This is a genomic window from Roseivirga ehrenbergii (assembly GCF_001593005.1).
Lineage (GTDB): Bacteria > Bacteroidota > Bacteroidia > Cytophagales > Cyclobacteriaceae > Roseivirga > Roseivirga ehrenbergii.
In genome coordinates, this window is the sequence record NZ_LQZQ01000012.1 from 68,799 (window position 1) to 85,661 (window position 16,863).

Below are 16,863 nucleotides of genomic sequence, written 5' to 3' on the forward strand. Positions count from 1 at the left end.
CAACTACGTTCAAAGACTAATAATGAAGCTGAATGAGCACTTACTTTTTTTAACGGATGGAGTTATAAGCTCTAATCGTGCAAGTGCAATACATGTTCGGAATTTACTTCCTCATTTAAAAACCAACACCAAGAAACTTTCCCTACTGTCTCAAAGTGACGGTGTCAGCAAAAACCTGGAAGAGGGACATTTTACCGTAAGTATCCCCAGCTACAAAGGGAAGCTGATTTTATTACTTCTTAAAATAAGAGGTCAACTCAAGCGAATCAATCCAGAAGTCATCTATTCAAGGTTCGTATTGCTACCTCTTATCAATAAGCAAATTCCATATGTGGTCGAACTACACGATGATGCATGGAATAAGGGATTCCTTTATAAAATGGCCTTTCAGAATGCTATTGGGAGTAATTCCTGTTTGGGTTTTGTTGGCATTACTGAAAAGATAAAAGAGGATTTTAGAATAGAATTTCCTACCTCTAAAAAATCAATTGTGGTAATTCCTGATGCCGCCAATGTGCCTTCAGTGGATTATGTGCCAAGCTATAAAAAGCAAACGAGGCTAAATATCGCCTATGTAGGTTCCTTCCATCAGGGAAAAGGGATTGAAGTTATTTTGCCATTGGCTGAAGCCATGCCAGAACATACTTTCATACTTATTGGAGAACCTTCTTCAATTGTGACTACAAAAATTCAAGATAGAAACCTTAACAATGTTGAGCTTAAAGGCTTTGTATCACAAAGGGATATTTGGAAAGAAATGATGAATATTGACATTTGCTTACTGCCTAATCAAGCAGATGTGAGAACGGGTAAGAAATCAAATATTGGAAAATATACCTCTCCATTAAAAATGTTTGAATACATGTCGTATTCAAAGCCAATAATTGCCTCTGACCTTCCTGTTTTAAAAGAAGTTTTGGACGGTAAGATAGCCATTTTTGCTGCGCCAGATAATATTCATGAATGGATACAGGCAATCAATGAATTATCTTCACCTGAAAAAAGAGAGGCCCTAGGACAAAGAGCCTACTTAAGATTCATTGAAAATTACACTTGGGAGAAGAGATCAGAACGTATATTAGCTTTTATAAATGAGCAATTAGAAAAATAATGAATGTAGCCATTATCACTGCCCGAGCAGGCAGTAAATCCATAATCAATAAGAATATTTTAGAGGTCAAGGGCAAGCCGTTGATCTATTATCCAATTAAAGCATCATTAGATGCGCTTAAGATTGATAAAATTTTTGTGTCCACTGATGGGGAAGGTATAGCTGCCGCAGCTGAAAAGTATGGTGCTACCGTTATTCCTCGCCCCGATGAACTGGGCGCAGACAGCATTAATCACGGTGATGTAATTAAACATGCTGTGGAATGGGTAGATGAACGTTATGATAACCTCGAAAACGTAGTGCTTCTTCTCGGAAATACAGTCTATATCGATGGAAGCATTATTGACAAATGTCTTCAAAAGTTGGATGATGAAAACGAGTTGGATTCTTGTATGACCGTATGGGAAGCACAGGATGACCATCCACTTCGAGCAATGGAGATTGCTGAAAACGGTTTGTTAAGGCCGTATGGGAATGTAGAACGCAATGTATCTACCGAAAGACAATCTTACCAGAAGGCTTATTACTACGACCAAGGAGTATGGGCATTTAGAAAATACACCGTACAAAGTCATGACGGGCCAAATCCTTGGTGGTGGATGGGTAAGAAGTCGGCTCCAATCATTCGTACTTGGGTTACCGGACGCGATATCCATACTTATTTCGATGTGGGTATCAGCGAATGGTGGTTAGAAGGGTTAGATAAAATCAAAGAAGCACTAAAAAAATCTTCTGAAAATGGTTTGTAATCGATTCTAGAATTAGATGTTATTTAATTCCATTGAGTTCGCAGTTTTTCTACCTCTAGTATTTTGTGTCTATTGGCTTGTTCTGAAGAAAAATCTTATGCTTCAGAACATGTTCTTGTTAGGGGCTAGTTACGTATTTTATGGCTGGTGGGATTGGCAATTTCTAATTCTAATTTTACTTAGCACTATTGTAGATTTTTTGATTGGAATTGGGCTTGATAAGTACAAAGAGAAGGTCAAGAGAAAGTCATTATTGCTTACAAGCATTGTAGTAAATATTGGTATTTTATTTATATTCAAGTATTATGGCTTTTTTGTCAATAACTTTGTCGAGGCTTTTCGATTTTTTGGTGCTGAGTTAAATGTTCGTTCACTCAATATAGTATTGCCTGTAGGGATAAGTTTCTACACCTTTCAAACCCTAAGTTATTCAATAGATGTTTATAGAAAAAAGCTAGAGCCAACAAGAAACTTTATCTCTTTTGCAGCTTTCGTAAGCTTTTTTCCCCAACTGGTCGCTGGGCCAATTGAAAGAGCAAGTAATTTATTACCTCAGTTTTACAAAAACAGAGTATTTAATTATGATCAATGCGTTGATGGCCTTCGACAAATTCTATGGGGTTTATTCAAAAAGGTAGTGATTGCCGATAATTGCGCGGAATATGTTAATCTAGTTTTTCAGAATTATGAGTTATACAATGGTAGTAGTTTGGTAATAGGTGCGTTTTTCTTTTCAATCCAAATTTATTGTGATTTTTCTGGGTATTCTGATATTGCCATTGGTACATCAAAACTCTTTGGCTTTACACTAATGCGTAACTTCTCGTATCCTTATTTTTCAAGAGATATTGCGGAATTTTGGAGGAGATGGCATATTTCCCTATCAACTTGGTTTAGAGATTATGTATACATTCCATTAGGGGGTAGTAAAGGAGGATTGTATAAAAAAATTCGAAATACGTTTATTATCTTTCTTGTGAGTGGCTTTTGGCATGGCGCTAATTGGACCTTTATCGTTTGGGGAGGTTTGAATGCCCTGTATTTTTTACCTCTTCTTTTATCAAACCGAAATAGGCTTAACCTTGGTGTTGCTGCTGAGGGAAAGCATTTCCCATCATTAAAGGAGGGGGTAAGCATTTTAACAACGTTTGGCTTGACGACATTAGCATGGGTGTATTTTAGGTCGGACTCTGTACTCGATGCTAATGGTTATCTGGTTAGGATTTTTAGTTCCTCCATTTTTTCAAAACCTGAAAGTCTTGGCCTTAGACATGCATTAATTACCCCTGGACTTATTGTATTTATGCTAATTGCAGAGTGGTGGGGCCGTGAGAAGGAGCATCCATTAACGCACCTTGAAAGCAAGTTTAATGTTGTTGTCCGTTATACATTATATTATGGGATGATATTGGCAATGTTTTTACTGTCAGGTGAGAAACAAGGGTTTATATATTTTCAATTTTAAGATGAAAAAACTCCTTAAAAGATTTGGGTTATTTCTGGTACCTATCGTTTTGGCGTTAGTCCCTGCTAATATTTTTTTATTTAGGGTTGGGGAGAGTTATTTGAACGTTAATAAGCTTGTGTTTTCTGAGGAAAACTACCTTGCAGGCTTTTTATATAATGAGTCTGATATTTCCTATATAAAATGGGCTCGAGTTACAGAAAAGCCCAATAACTCAGTACTATCATTGGGCTCTTCTAGAGTTTTGGGATTTCGAGAGGAGATGTTCGATTCCTCATTTTATAATGCAGGCTATACTGTGTCTAAGATTGCTCAGTTTAAGCCATTTCTTGAAAGCTTACCCGCATGTAAGTTGCCGAAATATTTACTCTTAGGTTTAGATCAATGGATGTTTAACGAAAACTGGGATAATGAGTCAGGAGAGCATCAGGAATCTGTTAGAATACCCATTCATCATTTCTGGCCAGATATTTCTACATTTCCAGAGCTCTACTTAGATTTTTTATCAGGTAAGTACTCTTGGAGGATGATGGGTACAACAGGTGGAGGTAATAGAGTTGGTCTAAACGCAATAGTGAATGAAACTGGCTTTAGAAAAGATGGAAGTATATATTATGGGTCGGTTATTAATAAGCTTCTAAACAATGATATTTCTTTTGAAAGGGATTTATTCGATGAAACCTATGCTAGAATAGAGCATGGGAATAGTCGATTTCAATATGCGAAGGATGTTAACAAGGGTGCCTTATCTCAATTACAGAGTTTGGTAGATTATTGTAAGGAAAACAATATTCATGTTATAGGCTTTTTGCCACCTTTTGCTGATAAAGTATATGACAGAATGCTTGAAATAGGAAATTATGATTATCTAGGAGGCTTACCATCTCAATTGAAATCTGTTTTTGTTGATTCTGGATTTGAATTTTACAACTTCCCAAATGTAAGTAGCTGTAATTCATCTGATGCAGAGGTGATTGATGGTTTTCATGGAGGTGAATTGACCTATGGGAAGATTTTAATTAAGATGCTTGAATTGGGCTCCGAATTAAACAATATTACAAATTTAGAACGGTTAAAAAAGGATGTTGATAATCCTGTAAATAGGTATTTGTTATATCAATACAATTAATAAGTTAGATTATTTGAACCCATAAATATTAAACACTTGCCTTATAAAATACTCACCACTTCATCTTCTTTCGGTAAGGTAGACCCTGCTCCTTTGGCATTATTGGAAGCAGAAGGATTTGAGGTTACCGTAAACCCATATGGTAGGAAACTATCCGTAGAAGAGTCAAAAGAAATTCTGAAGGGCTATGATGGTTTAATTGCAGGTACAGAAGCCCTCAATGATGAAGTGCTTAGTGCTGCTGCCGGTTTGAAATATCTATGTCGATTAGGGGCGGGGATTGATAATGTAGATCTTCTTGCTGCAAAAAGACAAGATATTACGGTAGAAAATACGCCAAGTGCCCATGTGGATGGAGTGGCAGAGCTTACCTTGGGAGGTATTCTGTCTTGCTTGAGAAGCATTGCCAACGCCCACACTAATATCAGGAATGGTATTTGGGAAAAACCAATGGGAAATCTTCTGAAAGAAAAAACAGTAGGGATTATTGGTTTAGGAAGAGTAGGCTGTAGGCTTGTAGAGTTACTTAGCCCTTTCAAAGTAAAAGTATTGGCTTTCGATTTATACCAGAATACTGAATTTGCTAAAAAGCATAATGTGTCTTTTGTAGGAATGGATGAATTAATCAGTACATCAGATATTATCACTATTCATACGCCATATTCGCCAGAGGCCAAACATATGGTCAATGCTGAATTCTTTTCCAAAGCAAAAAGGAGTCTATGCCTAGTCAATGCATCGCGTGGTGGTTTAATAAATGAGGATGCATTAGTAGAGTTTTTAAAATCGAATTCCACAGCTTCTGCTTATATTGATACTTTCGAAAAAGAGCCTTACACAGGCCCCTTAAGCAAAATGAAAAACTGTACCCTTACTCCTCATATCGGTTCTTACGCTAGTGAAGTAAGAATTAATATGGAAATGGAAGCAGCACAAAATGTGATTAATTACTTCAAAAAGAAATGAGCAAAGTTTTAGTAACAGGTGGTTCTGGGTTTTTAGGTAGCCATATAGCCGATGCGCTTTCTGATATCGGGCACGAGGTTACTATTTTAGACCAAGTAGAGTCACCTTATTTACGTGAAGACCAAAGTTTCATTAAGGGAGATGTTTGCGATGCCGAAAAACTCATCGAGCAACTTTCTGGATTTGAGTATGTGTATCACTTAGCCGCTCTAGCCGATTTAAATGCTGCCAAAGCACGACCGATTGAAACCGTAGCCATTAATATTCAAGGTACGGTCAATATGCTTGAGGCTTGTAGGGTGAATAATGTAAAGCGCTTTGTTTTCGGTTCTACCGTGTATGTTTATAGTCGCGAAGGTAGCTTTTACAGATGCAGCAAACAGGCCTGCGAAAACTATGTTGAAGAGTATTACAATCAGTTTGGCTTAGAATATACGATTCTCCGTTATGGTAGCTTGTATGGGCCAAGAACGGATATGGCCAATGGAGTTTATCGTCTGCTTAAAAATTTCATGGATCAAACTGAAATGGAGCATAGTGGAAAATCGAGTGATAAGCGCGATTACATTCATGCTTATGATGCAGCAAGGTTAAGTGCCTCTATTTTAGATGCCGAGTATGCCAATAAAAACTTAGTATTGACAGGTAATGATAAGTTGGAAATTGCTGATCTCTACAAAATGTTTGGTGAAATATTGGGTAAAGAAGTGAAAGTGAGGTTTTTAGGCGATGAAGGCGCTACTAACGGACACTACAATATTACACCCTACGCCTATACGCCCAAAATAGGTCATAAACTGGTTTCTAACGAGTTTGTAGATATGGGACAAGGGCTTATTCAAGTCATTGAAGAGATTGATTCAGGTTTATCAGAATGACGCCAAGAATAACCGTCACGCTGAGGTTGAAGATTGAAAAGCGAAACCGTGAGCGTCTGTCTGTTCGGAGTAGTTAGTGCTAAGCACCTATACTTCGGAGCGTCTTAGTACCTATCTGCTTTTTGCAGTGTATAGAATAGTCTATATGAATCCACCCCCTAACCCCCGCCTGCGGGGGAGATTGATCTTAGTGGTTTAATTTGGTGGTAAGGCTAATGATGTATTCTCTTCATGTTTGCAAATTTAATTTCTGAAGCTTCATTACTGCTGAGGCTGTCCTCCCTTGGGGGAGGTTGGAGGACGAGACAACTACTCAAATAACCATCACGCTGAGGTTGTCTCTGGAACTGATTATTCAGGGCAGCTTAGGAAGATCCTTCGTTCCTCAGGATGAAAAAGAGCGCGCATACAAAGATCTTTATCTAAGATTTCACTTTGAGTTGTTAATACGCACTTCGTTTAATGTCTAGTTGATAATGGTTTAGCAGTAAACAGTATGTTTTCTTTTCCTGAGGTACAAAGGATCTGAATTTTAATTTACGTTTGGCTATTTTAGATCCTTCGCTTCTCATCCGCTTAAGCTTGTGCGAACGCGGTATCACTCAGGATGGAAAAAGAGCCTGCATACAAAGACCTTTATCTAAGATTTAACTTTGAACTGTTAACACGCACTTCCTTGATGTCCAGTCGATGATGGTTTAGCAGTAAACAGCATGTTTTCCTTTCCTGAGGTACGAAGGATCTAAATTTCACAATATGTCTCGTCCTCTTTTAGTTACATCGTTGTCACTCAGGAGGAAATTCAGAATTACGCTAAAAATAACCGTCACGCTGAGGTGAAGTTTGAAAAAACGAAACCGCGAGCGTCTGTTAGTTCGAAGAGCCAGCACCAGAGACGGACAGATTCTTTCAGGCGCTTGAATGTCTATCGCCATTCAAACTTCTTCAGAATGACGGTGAAGTGAGGTCAAATAAGAATAAGAAACAAAACCAAAAATGATTCAAAAACCAATCTCACATACTGATTTAGCAAAATACAAATGCATGTTCTTCGATTTTGACGGAGTTGTGTTAGAGTCAGGGAATATAAAGACCGATGCTTTTGTAGAGCTTTATACAGGCACAGGGTTTGAAGAACAAGTGAAAGCACATCATTTGGCCCATCAGGGCGTGGCTAGGTATGAAAAATTCAAATGGATTTCCGAAAATCTTTTAAATCAAGAACATACCCAAGAAATGGGAGAGGAGCTGGGTAAACGTTTCTCTGAATTAGTAAAAGCTAAAGTATTGTCAGCACCCTTTGTTCCCGGATTTAGAGAAATGATCACCTTTATTAGGCAACAAAATATCTATTGTGTGGTGGCTTCTGGCACCCCACAAGAAGAGTTAAGAAGCATTGTGATCGATCGCAAACTAAGCCCGTTCTTTGACGAGGTATATGGAAGCCCAAGAAAGAAAGCTGAAATAGCTAAAGAGGTGATGCAAAGAAAACAGTTGAATGCTGAAGATTGCCTCTTTTTTGGTGATGCCAGCACCGATCATCAAGCCGCAGAACAAACCCAGATGGATTTCTTTGCTCGATTAACGCCAGAACTTTCTGATTATTGGGAGAAAGTTACCTACAAGTATGGAGCTAATGATTTCTCTAAAATTCAATAATTACGCATGTCAAAACGATTGAAGATACTTTTTGTGCGCCCCACTTTGGGCTATGGCGGAGCCGATAGAGTAACGGTAAACCTGCTGCAAGCCTTTGATAGAGAAAAGTTTCAATGTGATTTAGCCTTGATGCGGGCAGAAGGAGAGTTCATAGATCAGCTTCCCAGCGATGTGCGGCTTTTCGACCTTAAATGTAGTTCACTTTGGCCCATGTGGAAGCCACTGAAAAAGTTGATTTCAGAAAGTGATTATGATGTAGTTTACTCTACTTGTGGAGGCGCTTCAATGCCGATGATGTTAGCTGCTTGGCTCAGTGGATACAAAGGAATCACTGTGGTTTCGGAAAGAAATATTCTTTTTCCTCCTAAAAAAAGCAAGGCTAAAAGGAGGTTGATGATTTTTATTAAGGCCTTTCTTTATAAAAAAGCAACATGGGTGACTGCGGTATCAAAGGGTGTGGCTATTGAATGTAAGGATATTCTTGGCGTACCATCATCACGCACTCGAGTAGTACATAATCCAATTGTAAATAAGGCATTGTTAGATGGTGCTAGAGAAAAAGTAGATCATCCATTCTTTAATCAATTTGACCAAACCATATTAGCAACAGGTCGTTTTGAGTGGCAGAAGGATTACGACACACTTCTGAAAGCATTTCAAAAGGTGACTCAAGTAAATAAAAAGGTTGGCCTATTTATTTTGGGCAAGGGGCCGTTGGAAAATCATTATCGTGCTATGGTTTCAGAAATGCAATTAGACGATAAGGTGTGTTTCGCAGGTTTCGATAAGAATCCTTTTAAATATATGGCTACTGCTGATATTTATGTACTTAGCTCTCGTCATGAAGGAATGCCTGGAACGCTAGTACAAGCGCTAGCCTGCGGTGCCGCCTGTGTTTCTACAGATTGCCCAACCGGACCCAATGAGCTAATTATTGATGGTGAAAATGGGTGTTTGGTTGATGTGGAAGACGATACTGCCATGAGCGAAAGGATTCTCCACTTATTAGAAAAACATGATTTGAGGCTCAAGTTTTCTATAGCTGCACCAAATGCAGTACAATCATATACAGAAGAGAATGGAGTGCAGTCATATTTTGATTTTCTAGACGAATGAAACTAGCCATACTTATCACCAATCCAAATCACCATTTGGAACTCACAATTGATGCTGCAAAACTGATTAAAGCAAAAGGGCATCAGGTAACTTATGTTTCGCTTTGTGAGCTTAGAAGAATGGCGAGTCCAGAAGATATCCTTAAAAGTGAAGGAATCGAATATGTTAAATTTGGTAGTTTGCCTCAAAATCTGAAGCCGAGTTCGGGTAAGAAAGCATTGGGTAATAGTGATTCGGTAGTTAGAACCGTAGTGAGGATGATTTTTTGGTTTTGGAAAGTTAAGCCTTTCATTAAAAAATCACTTTCTGGTGTTGATAAGGTACTGCTACTGAATGATGCTGCTTTTCCAGGAGATAGAATATGTAAATGGCTTAAGGGTAAATCAATTCCTTTTTATTTGATGCAAGAAGGAATTAGGTTTCCTTTACCCAACGAAGCTGAGGTGAAATATGGGGGGAACGGAGCCGTAAAAGTGATGACTTGGGGCGAACGCTCCGCCAAACATTTTCGACCCATTGCAACTCAAGGCACTGAGGTAGTCGTTACAGGGTCGCCAAGGTTTAATAAATTTCTAGCAGATATCGAACCGCGTTTAATAAGAGATGGTAATCAAAAAGTTTTGGGAATCTTTACCAATCCCATTGATGATCAAGGTTTTTGTAGCCCTCAAGCTAAGCTAGAGTTATTAGAGCAATTTGTGATGCGGGCTGCTCCGCAATTAAAGCGTATGAATATTCAGTTAGGTATTAAATGTCACCCACGGGAAGATATTCAAGAGTATCTAGCCGTTGCCAATAAGTATTTTCCTGCAATTGAATTACCAAAATCCATTGTAGAAGCCATTTTAGAGGTGGATGCGGGAGTAATTATGGCATCTACTGTAGGATTAGAGCTTTTAGGAGCCAAAAGAAAAATTGCGCAATTAGAAATCCCTAACTATGGATACGTTTTTGATTATCATGAAAGCGCTGATGTTTTGAAAATCCCGATAGAAGGAGATTTCGATTTGTCCGTTCTTTTCGGAGGACAAGCGGAAATTTCCTATTTTTATGAACACATTGCAATAGGGAATGCAGCCCAAAAGATCACTTCCGTTTTAACAGAATAATGTTAGCTATTTTCAAACATACATTAGGAGCAAAAGGTTGGTTAAAGGCATGGGCTATTTACTTGATTGCCTTTCCTTTTTATTTTCTCCCAGCGGGGAGTGCACAACCCTCCGATATTGTGATAGTTGTTGTGATTGGCTTGTATGTATTGGGGCAGCATTTTAAAATAAGTGAAGTAAACCAACCCGTGTTTAAAGGCTTTTTGAAGTTTTGCATTTATTTAAGCATTGTTAATTTAGGTGTTCATTTTGCTCTGTTGGGGGAGAGCAATAATGGATTGGCTTGGTATGTCTATAGTGCATTTTACTTTTATAACTTAATGGTAATGGGCTTTGCGCTATCGTTGTATAGGCAATATGGGAAGCAATTTATTTATACTACCGCCTATGCTTGTGTTTTTGCCGGTATTCTTCAGATTGTGCTTTCTTATGCACTTCAAACCAATAGTGAAGGTATTCGTGGGGCAATGTTTTTCACCAACCCAAACCAATTGGGATATTATTCATTGAGTGCTTTGGCTATTGTATTGGTATTGGAGACCATGATCAAATTACCACGACTAATAGTTTACTTAAGCTTTTTTGTATTTAGTTACTTAGCACTAGTGAGTGTTTCAAAAGCGGCTTTAGGCTCAATGATTATTCTTTTTGGAGCTTACTTGATAGCCAATAAAATATTTTCTGTCAGAAATATATTTGCCATAATCGTGGTCGGAGGTCTAGGCTTTTTAGGTGTGACTCAATCTGAATTTGGTAAGAGATTCCAAGAAAATTTAGATGCTAGAAACGTAAATGAAGAGAATAGACCAGATGAAATTACGGAATGGGAATATCGGGGATATGACAGGATCACCAACCACCCCGAATATTTAGTTTTTGGTGCGGGAGAAGGGGGATATAATCGGTTTGATACATTTATAACCAATCATGAAATTCATTCATCGTTTGGGACAATTATTTTCTGTTATGGGATACCTGGCACTCTATTGTTTTTGCTTTTTGTTTATTCCCTACTTAAAAAGCTTCCATGGTTTTATCTAGTGTATTCGTTGCCACTTTTCGCCTATGGGGTAACCCATATGGGACTGCGGTTTACCATATTTTGGGTAGCATTAATGATGTTTCCAATTATTCGAGCAGAGCGGAATAAGGTTGAGATGTTGAAAATGTACTTGTTAAAAAAGAAGGGAATGGAGAAGAAGCTTGCTGTGTTTAAGAAGTCGGAGTTATTAAGTCAAAGTGCTTCTTAGTTGGATTCATGGTAAATCAGAATAAACAATCTCTGAAAATCTTAAGACTTACTACCATTCCAATGTCCTTGTCCCTTCTTTTGAAAGGTCAGTTTGCTTATTTTCAAAGTAAAGGGTTTCATGTTGAGGTGGGTTCTTCACAAGGTCCTGAAATATGCGCCATTATTCAACAAGAGAAAGTAATTCATAACGAGTTCCCCTTAAGTAGAGAAATATCTCCTATACAAGACCTTAGGACCTTACTCCAATTGATCCGGTTCTTGAGAAGAAATACCTTTGATATTGTTCATACCCACACACCCAAAGCTGGTTTAATAGGGATGATGGCGGCATGGTTTTGTAGAGTACCAGTTCGGATGCATACTGTGGCAGGACTTCCTTTGATGGAAGCAAGAGGCTTCAAAAGAAAGATTTTGGTTTGGGTCGAACATCTCACTTACAGTTGTGCAACCAAGGTGTATCCAAACTCTTTTGCACAAAAAGATTTTATTCTTAAAAATATTTATTCCAACGAGAAAAAGATTAAAGTAATAGGGAATGGCAGCAGCAATGGGATTAATTGCGAATACTTTCAATCGAATCCTACATTAGTCGAGAGAGCGGAGGAACTAAGGCTCGAACTTGGGATTTCACGTAGTCAACATGTGGGAGTATTTGTGGGAAGAGTAACAGGAGACAAAGGGATCAATGAGTTGATTAACGCTTTCAAAGAGTTCGATAATCTTGATTTAATATTGGTGGGGCCGTTTGAGCCCGAATTAGATCCCTTAGAACTTAGTGTAATGAATGAAATAATGACCAACACAAGAATACATTCAGTTGGTTTTCAGGCTGATGTTCGCCCATATTTGTTAGCTAGTGACTTCTTGGTTTTTCCTAGTTATAGAGAGGGATTTCCTAATGTTCCACTGCAGGCTGGGGCAATGGGTTTACCTTCTATCGTCACCAATATCAATGGATGCAATGAGATTGTATTGCATGAAAAAAATGGATTGATTGTTCCTCCAAAAGACACTGAAGCAATAAGTTCAGCCATATTGCGACTGTTAACGGATCAGTCGTTAATGGATAACTTAAAGCGTAACGCAAGGGATATGATTATAAATCGATATGATCAAAAATCACTTTGGGAAGCCTTACATTCAGAGTACCTTGAGCAAATATCTAAACATGTACGCTAACCATTTCAAGCGAATTTTTGATTTCACGGTGTCACTGCTTGTACTTATTTTAGCAAGCCCGATAATGTTTTTAACCACAATTGCTCTCTTTTTTGCAAATGGGGGTAAACCCTTTTTCTTTCAGTCAAGACCAGGCAAGAATGAGGAAATCTTTAGAATTGTCAAATTTAAAACGATGAATGATAAAAGGGATGCCCACGGAAGTTTGCTCCCTGATGAGCAGAGATTGACCAGCATAGGTGCATTTGTGAGAAAATTTTCAATTGATGAACTACCACAAATGATCAATGTCCTCAAAGGAGACATGTCGCTTATTGGTCCTCGACCACTTTTAGTAGAGTATTTACCTTTGTATTCTAAAGAACAACAACGTAGACATGATATTCGACCGGGAATTACTGGATGGGCTCAAGTAAATGGAAGAAATACGGTAGACTGGAAAAGTAAGTTCGAAATGGACGTTTGGTATGTAGACCACTTATCTTTTAAGCTAGACCTAAAAATTCTATTTTTGACAATTAAAAAAGTGCTGGTCTCAGAAGGCATCAGCGGTGAAGGAACTGTGACAATGGAGAAGTTTAAAGGTAACATATGATTCTGATAGGGGCTTCAGGTCATGCTAAGGTGATACTCGATATTCTTGAAAGAAATAATCGAAAGATAAAATGTTTGGTAGACGCCAACCCCAATATAAAGCAGTTATGTGGTTACAAAGTAGAGCATGATGCAGACTTTGACTTTACAAACCAGCAGGCTATACTGAGTATAGGTTCTAATGCTATTCGAAAGAAATTGGCGGAACACCTCCCTTGTAACTTCGTTATAGGCATCCACCCTCAATCTGTTTTAGACTCAACCGTAAATGTAAAAGAGGGCACGGTGATTATGGCTGGTGTGGTTATTAATAGAGATACACAAGTGGGTAAACACGTAATTATAAACACCTCCTCATCAATTGATCATGATTGCGTAATCGAAGATTATGTACATATTAGCCCCAATGCCACGCTTTGTGGAACTGTTCATGTAGGAGAGGGAACTCAAATAGGTGCTGGTGCTGTGGTTAGTCCTAATATCAAAATTGGAAAATGGGCTGTTATAGGGGCAGGGGCTGTGGTAATAAGAGATATACCAGATTTTGCAGTAGTTGTTGGGAGTCCTGGAAAAATAATCAAATACACAAATGACTGAAGATAGAATCTGGCTCTCTTCTCCTGATATGGGAGGCAATGAGCTGAAATACGTAAAGGAGGCCTTTGATACCAATTGGATTGCTCCATTGGGGCCTAATGTCGATCACTTTGAGAAAGAATTAGGAGAATATTTAGGGATTAATCACGTGGCCGCTCTTTCAAGCGGAACTGCAGCCATCCATTTGGCGCTAATACTTTTAGGAGTTAAATCCGGAGATGAAGTAATTGCTCAAAGTTTTACTTTTTGCGGAACCACAAACCCAATACTTTACTTAGGAGCTACCCCTGTTTTAGTGGATAGCGAATATGACACTTGGAATCTTGACCCTGTATTACTCGAAGAAGCAATCCTAGATAGAATAAAAAAAGGGAAAAGACCCAAAGCGGTGATTATGGTTCACCTCTACGGAATGCCTGCTAAAATGAAGCAAATTGTAGAGGTTTGTAGTCGTTATGAAATCCCTTTAATTGAAGATGCCGCTGAGGCACTAGGTTCAACTATTGATGGAAGAAAGGCAGGAACTTTTGGTGATATGGGTATTTTATCTTTCAATGGGAATAAGATAATTACTACTTCCGGTGGTGGGGCTTTAGTGAGCAATAATACCCAATGGATTGATAAATCTCGCTTTTTGGCTACTCAGGCTCGTGATGAAGCCCCACATTATGAACACACCGAATTGGGCTATAATTACAGAATGTCGAATATTTTGGCAGGTGTAGGACGAGGGCAGTTAGAAGTATTAGATAGTCATGTATCGAAGAGACGTGCGGTTAATGCATTTTATAGAGAACATTTAAGTTTTGAAGGCCTTAATTTTCAATCTGAAATGAGTGCTAATGATTTCTCTAATTATTGGTTAACTTCAGTCAAAATTGAACCAGAGCTACTTGGAGTAGACCGTGAAGACGTAAGGCTTGAGTTATGGAAGAGTAATATAGAAACTAGACCACTTTGGAAACCAATGCATTTACAACCACTTTATAAAGATTGTGTTTATTACGGCAATGGAGTCAGTGATGAGTTATTTACTAAGGGCTTGTGTCTTCCTTCAGGTTCGAACCTAACTACAGTAGAATTAGAAAGAGTAGTAGTAGCAATTAAAGGCTTCATTGCTAAATCATGAAAAGAAGCATTAGCACATTAAACGTTCTACCTAGGTGGATAATTGTTTTAATTGACTTAGTCATTTATTCACTGTCTGCCTTAGTGGGGTATTTACTTCGTCTGAACTTTAATGTTGAAAACCTTTATGCCTATAATTTTTTACAGGGCATAATTATTTTCACCCTTGCTGGTCTAATTAGTTCTCTAGTCACTAGGAGCTTTGCAGGCATCATTCGATATACAGGTATTCAAGATACCTTGAGAGTGCTTTATGCCAGTTTATTAACCTTGGTTATAGCATTAGGAATTAACTCCATTTCGGAAAATGCCATTCCATATTCCATTGCGGCAATTGCATTTTTTGTATCCGTTGTGGCGCTCACGAGTTATCGACTTCTAGTAAAGGAGCTCTTTTCATTTTACAGAACGATTCCTAAGGTCAGTAAGAAGATTATTATTTTTGGTGCTGGCCAGTCGGGTATGATTACCAAACAATTGTTAGATAATGATACTTCAACTAATGTTAAGGTCATTGGTTTTTTGGAGGATAACCCAAGAAAGATTGGTAATGTATTGAGTGGTGTACGTATTTACTCTGCACGAAACGATTTTAAAAAGGTAGTGATTAAAAATAACCCTAGCGAATTAATCATTGCTACTACAAGTATGTCGCTAGACAGGAAAAATGAACTTGTAGATCAATGCTTAGAATTTGGAATTAAAGTGTCAACTGTTCCTTCAGCAGATCAATGGATAGGAGGAGAGTTTGGTATTGATCAAATTCATGAAGTGAAGATTGAAGACCTTCTAGGAAGAAACCCGATTAGTCTAAAAAACAAATTTGTAAATCAGGAATTATCGGGAAGAAGTATTTTGATTACTGGTGCGGCAGGTTCTATTGGTTCAGAACTGGTTAGACAAATTGTTCGATATAACCCCGCTAAGCTTATTTTATTAGATCAGTCTGAGTCTGGACTTTTTGAAATTGAAAATGAGATTAGAGAGTTAAGGTCATTGGGTGAATCGCTCGTTTGCTATGTGGCTGATGTTACCAATCGAGAGCGCGTTAGGCGGTTGTTTAGTCAGTATAAGCCTGAGTTCGTATTTCATGCAGCAGCTTATAAACATGTGCCTATGATGGAAATTAATGTTCCAGAGGCGATTGAATGTAATTTGTTGGGCACTAGAAATTTGGCCGATTTATCAGTGGAATATGACGTCCGAAAGTTTGTGATGATTTCTACAGACAAGGCGGTAAACCCTACAAGTGTAATGGGGGCTACTAAGCGAGCTGCTGAAATATATGTGCAATCCTTGAATAACCTTCTTTCTGAGATTGAGGCGGATAGTCCTACACGATTTATAACTACAAGGTTTGGTAATGTGTTAGGCTCCAATGGTTCGGTTATTCCTATTTTCAAAAAACAGATCCAAAAAGGCGGGCCAATTACCGTAACTCATCCCGACATCACACGATATTTCATGACAATACCTGAAGCTTGTAGTCTCGTGTTGGAGGCTGGGGTAATGGGTAATGGTGGTGAAATTTTCGTTTTTGACATGGGTAAGTCAATAAAAATTGTTGACTTAGCAAAAAGGATGATTCAGCTCTCAGGGTTAAAAGAAGGAAAAGATATTGATATCGTTTTTTCCGGATTAAGGCCTGGTGAAAAGCTGTATGAAGAGCTCTTAGATGACAAAGAGAATACGATGAGTACCCATCATCCCAAAATAATGATCGCCAAAGTAAGGTCTCTTGACTTTTCTAAGGTTAAATCACACTACTCCGATTTAGAAGGTCTAATTTATTCGTCACCTAGCAGTGGTGATGATATAGATATGAAAATGGTGAAGGTATTAAAGTCTCTTATTCAAGAGTATAGAAGCAAGGAATCTAAATTCACAATGCTTGATCGTTGATTCTCCTTTTTGGTGAGAGGGACAAGAAG

At 38.3% G+C, this 16,863-nt stretch carries 15 protein-coding genes; all 15 read left to right on the plus strand.

All coding sequences use genetic code 11. The annotated features are described in order from the left end of the window. Window positions 1-22 precede the first annotated feature (22 nt). The 15 genes from MB14_RS08580 (at window position 23) to MB14_RS08650 (ending at window position 16,834) form a co-directional block, all read left to right on the plus strand. Window positions 23-1,111 carry a glycosyltransferase gene (locus tag MB14_RS08580; RefSeq protein ID WP_062591164.1) on the plus strand — a complete coding sequence of 363 codons (1,089 nt, stop codon included), beginning with the start codon at window positions 23-25 and terminating at the stop codon, window positions 1,109-1,111. After that, window positions 1,111-1,860, plus strand: a complete 750-nt coding sequence (locus MB14_RS08585) for an acylneuraminate cytidylyltransferase family protein (protein ID WP_062591165.1) — start codon at window positions 1,111-1,113, stop codon at window positions 1,858-1,860. The genes MB14_RS08580 and MB14_RS08585 overlap by 1 nt, the downstream gene beginning before the upstream one ends. 16 nt (window positions 1,861-1,876) lie before the next feature. Continuing rightward, the gene (locus tag MB14_RS08590) at window positions 1,877-3,325 is read left to right on the plus strand and encodes an MBOAT family O-acyltransferase (protein WP_062591166.1); all 1,449 of its coding nucleotides are present in this window, start codon (window positions 1,877-1,879) and stop codon (window positions 3,323-3,325) included. Window position 3,326: 1 nt separating this feature from the next. After that, window positions 3,327-4,454, plus strand: a complete 1,128-nt coding sequence (locus MB14_RS08595; protein WP_062591167.1) for a hypothetical protein — start codon at window positions 3,327-3,329, stop codon at window positions 4,452-4,454. Window positions 4,455-4,490: 36 nt separating this feature from the next. Continuing rightward, the gene (locus tag MB14_RS08600; RefSeq protein WP_062591168.1) at window positions 4,491-5,420 is read left to right on the plus strand and encodes a phosphoglycerate dehydrogenase; all 930 of its coding nucleotides are present in this window, start codon (window positions 4,491-4,493) and stop codon (window positions 5,418-5,420) included. Continuing rightward, window positions 5,417-6,298, plus strand: coding sequence for an NAD-dependent epimerase/dehydratase family protein (locus MB14_RS08605; RefSeq protein ID WP_062591169.1), 882 nt, complete (start codon window positions 5,417-5,419; stop codon window positions 6,296-6,298). The genes MB14_RS08600 and MB14_RS08605 overlap by 4 nt, the downstream gene beginning before the upstream one ends. A 996-nt stretch (window positions 6,299-7,294) precedes the next feature. Then, window positions 7,295-7,957 carry an HAD family hydrolase gene (locus MB14_RS08610; protein WP_084376013.1) on the plus strand — a complete coding sequence of 221 codons (663 nt, stop codon included), beginning with the start codon at window positions 7,295-7,297 and terminating at the stop codon, window positions 7,955-7,957. Window positions 7,958-7,963: 6 nt separating this feature from the next. Continuing rightward, on the plus strand, window positions 7,964-9,073 hold the full coding sequence (locus MB14_RS08615) for a glycosyltransferase (RefSeq protein ID WP_062591171.1): 1,110 nt from the start codon (window positions 7,964-7,966) through the stop codon (window positions 9,071-9,073). Beyond that, window positions 9,070-10,182: a hypothetical protein gene (locus MB14_RS08620; RefSeq protein WP_062591172.1), complete on the plus strand. Its 1,113-nt coding sequence runs from the start codon at window positions 9,070-9,072 to the stop codon at window positions 10,180-10,182. The genes MB14_RS08615 and MB14_RS08620 overlap by 4 nt, the downstream gene beginning before the upstream one ends. Continuing rightward, window positions 10,182-11,432, plus strand: a complete 1,251-nt coding sequence (locus MB14_RS08625) for an O-antigen ligase family protein (protein ID WP_062591173.1) — start codon at window positions 10,182-10,184, stop codon at window positions 11,430-11,432. Before MB14_RS08620 ends, MB14_RS08625 begins: the two co-directional genes overlap by 1 nt. 8 nt (window positions 11,433-11,440) lie before the next feature. Beyond that, the gene (locus MB14_RS08630; protein ID WP_062591174.1) at window positions 11,441-12,613 is read left to right on the plus strand and encodes a glycosyltransferase family 4 protein; all 1,173 of its coding nucleotides are present in this window, start codon (window positions 11,441-11,443) and stop codon (window positions 12,611-12,613) included. Next, window positions 12,603-13,208, plus strand: a complete 606-nt coding sequence (locus tag MB14_RS08635) for a sugar transferase (protein WP_062591175.1) — start codon at window positions 12,603-12,605, stop codon at window positions 13,206-13,208. The genes MB14_RS08630 and MB14_RS08635 overlap by 11 nt, the downstream gene beginning before the upstream one ends. Beyond that, entirely contained in the window at window positions 13,205-13,804 is a 600-nt protein-coding gene (locus tag MB14_RS08640; protein WP_062591176.1) for an acetyltransferase, read from the plus strand. Before MB14_RS08635 ends, MB14_RS08640 begins: the two co-directional genes overlap by 4 nt. Next, window positions 13,797-14,933 (plus strand): DegT/DnrJ/EryC1/StrS family aminotransferase, encoded by a 1,137-nt coding sequence (locus tag MB14_RS08645; RefSeq protein WP_062591177.1) that lies wholly within the window; start codon window positions 13,797-13,799, stop codon window positions 14,931-14,933. The genes MB14_RS08640 and MB14_RS08645 overlap by 8 nt, the downstream gene beginning before the upstream one ends. Further along, window positions 14,930-16,834, plus strand: a complete 1,905-nt coding sequence (locus MB14_RS08650; RefSeq protein WP_062591178.1) for a polysaccharide biosynthesis protein — start codon at window positions 14,930-14,932, stop codon at window positions 16,832-16,834. Before MB14_RS08645 ends, MB14_RS08650 begins: the two co-directional genes overlap by 4 nt. The last annotated feature ends 29 nt before the right edge of the window (window positions 16,835-16,863 follow it).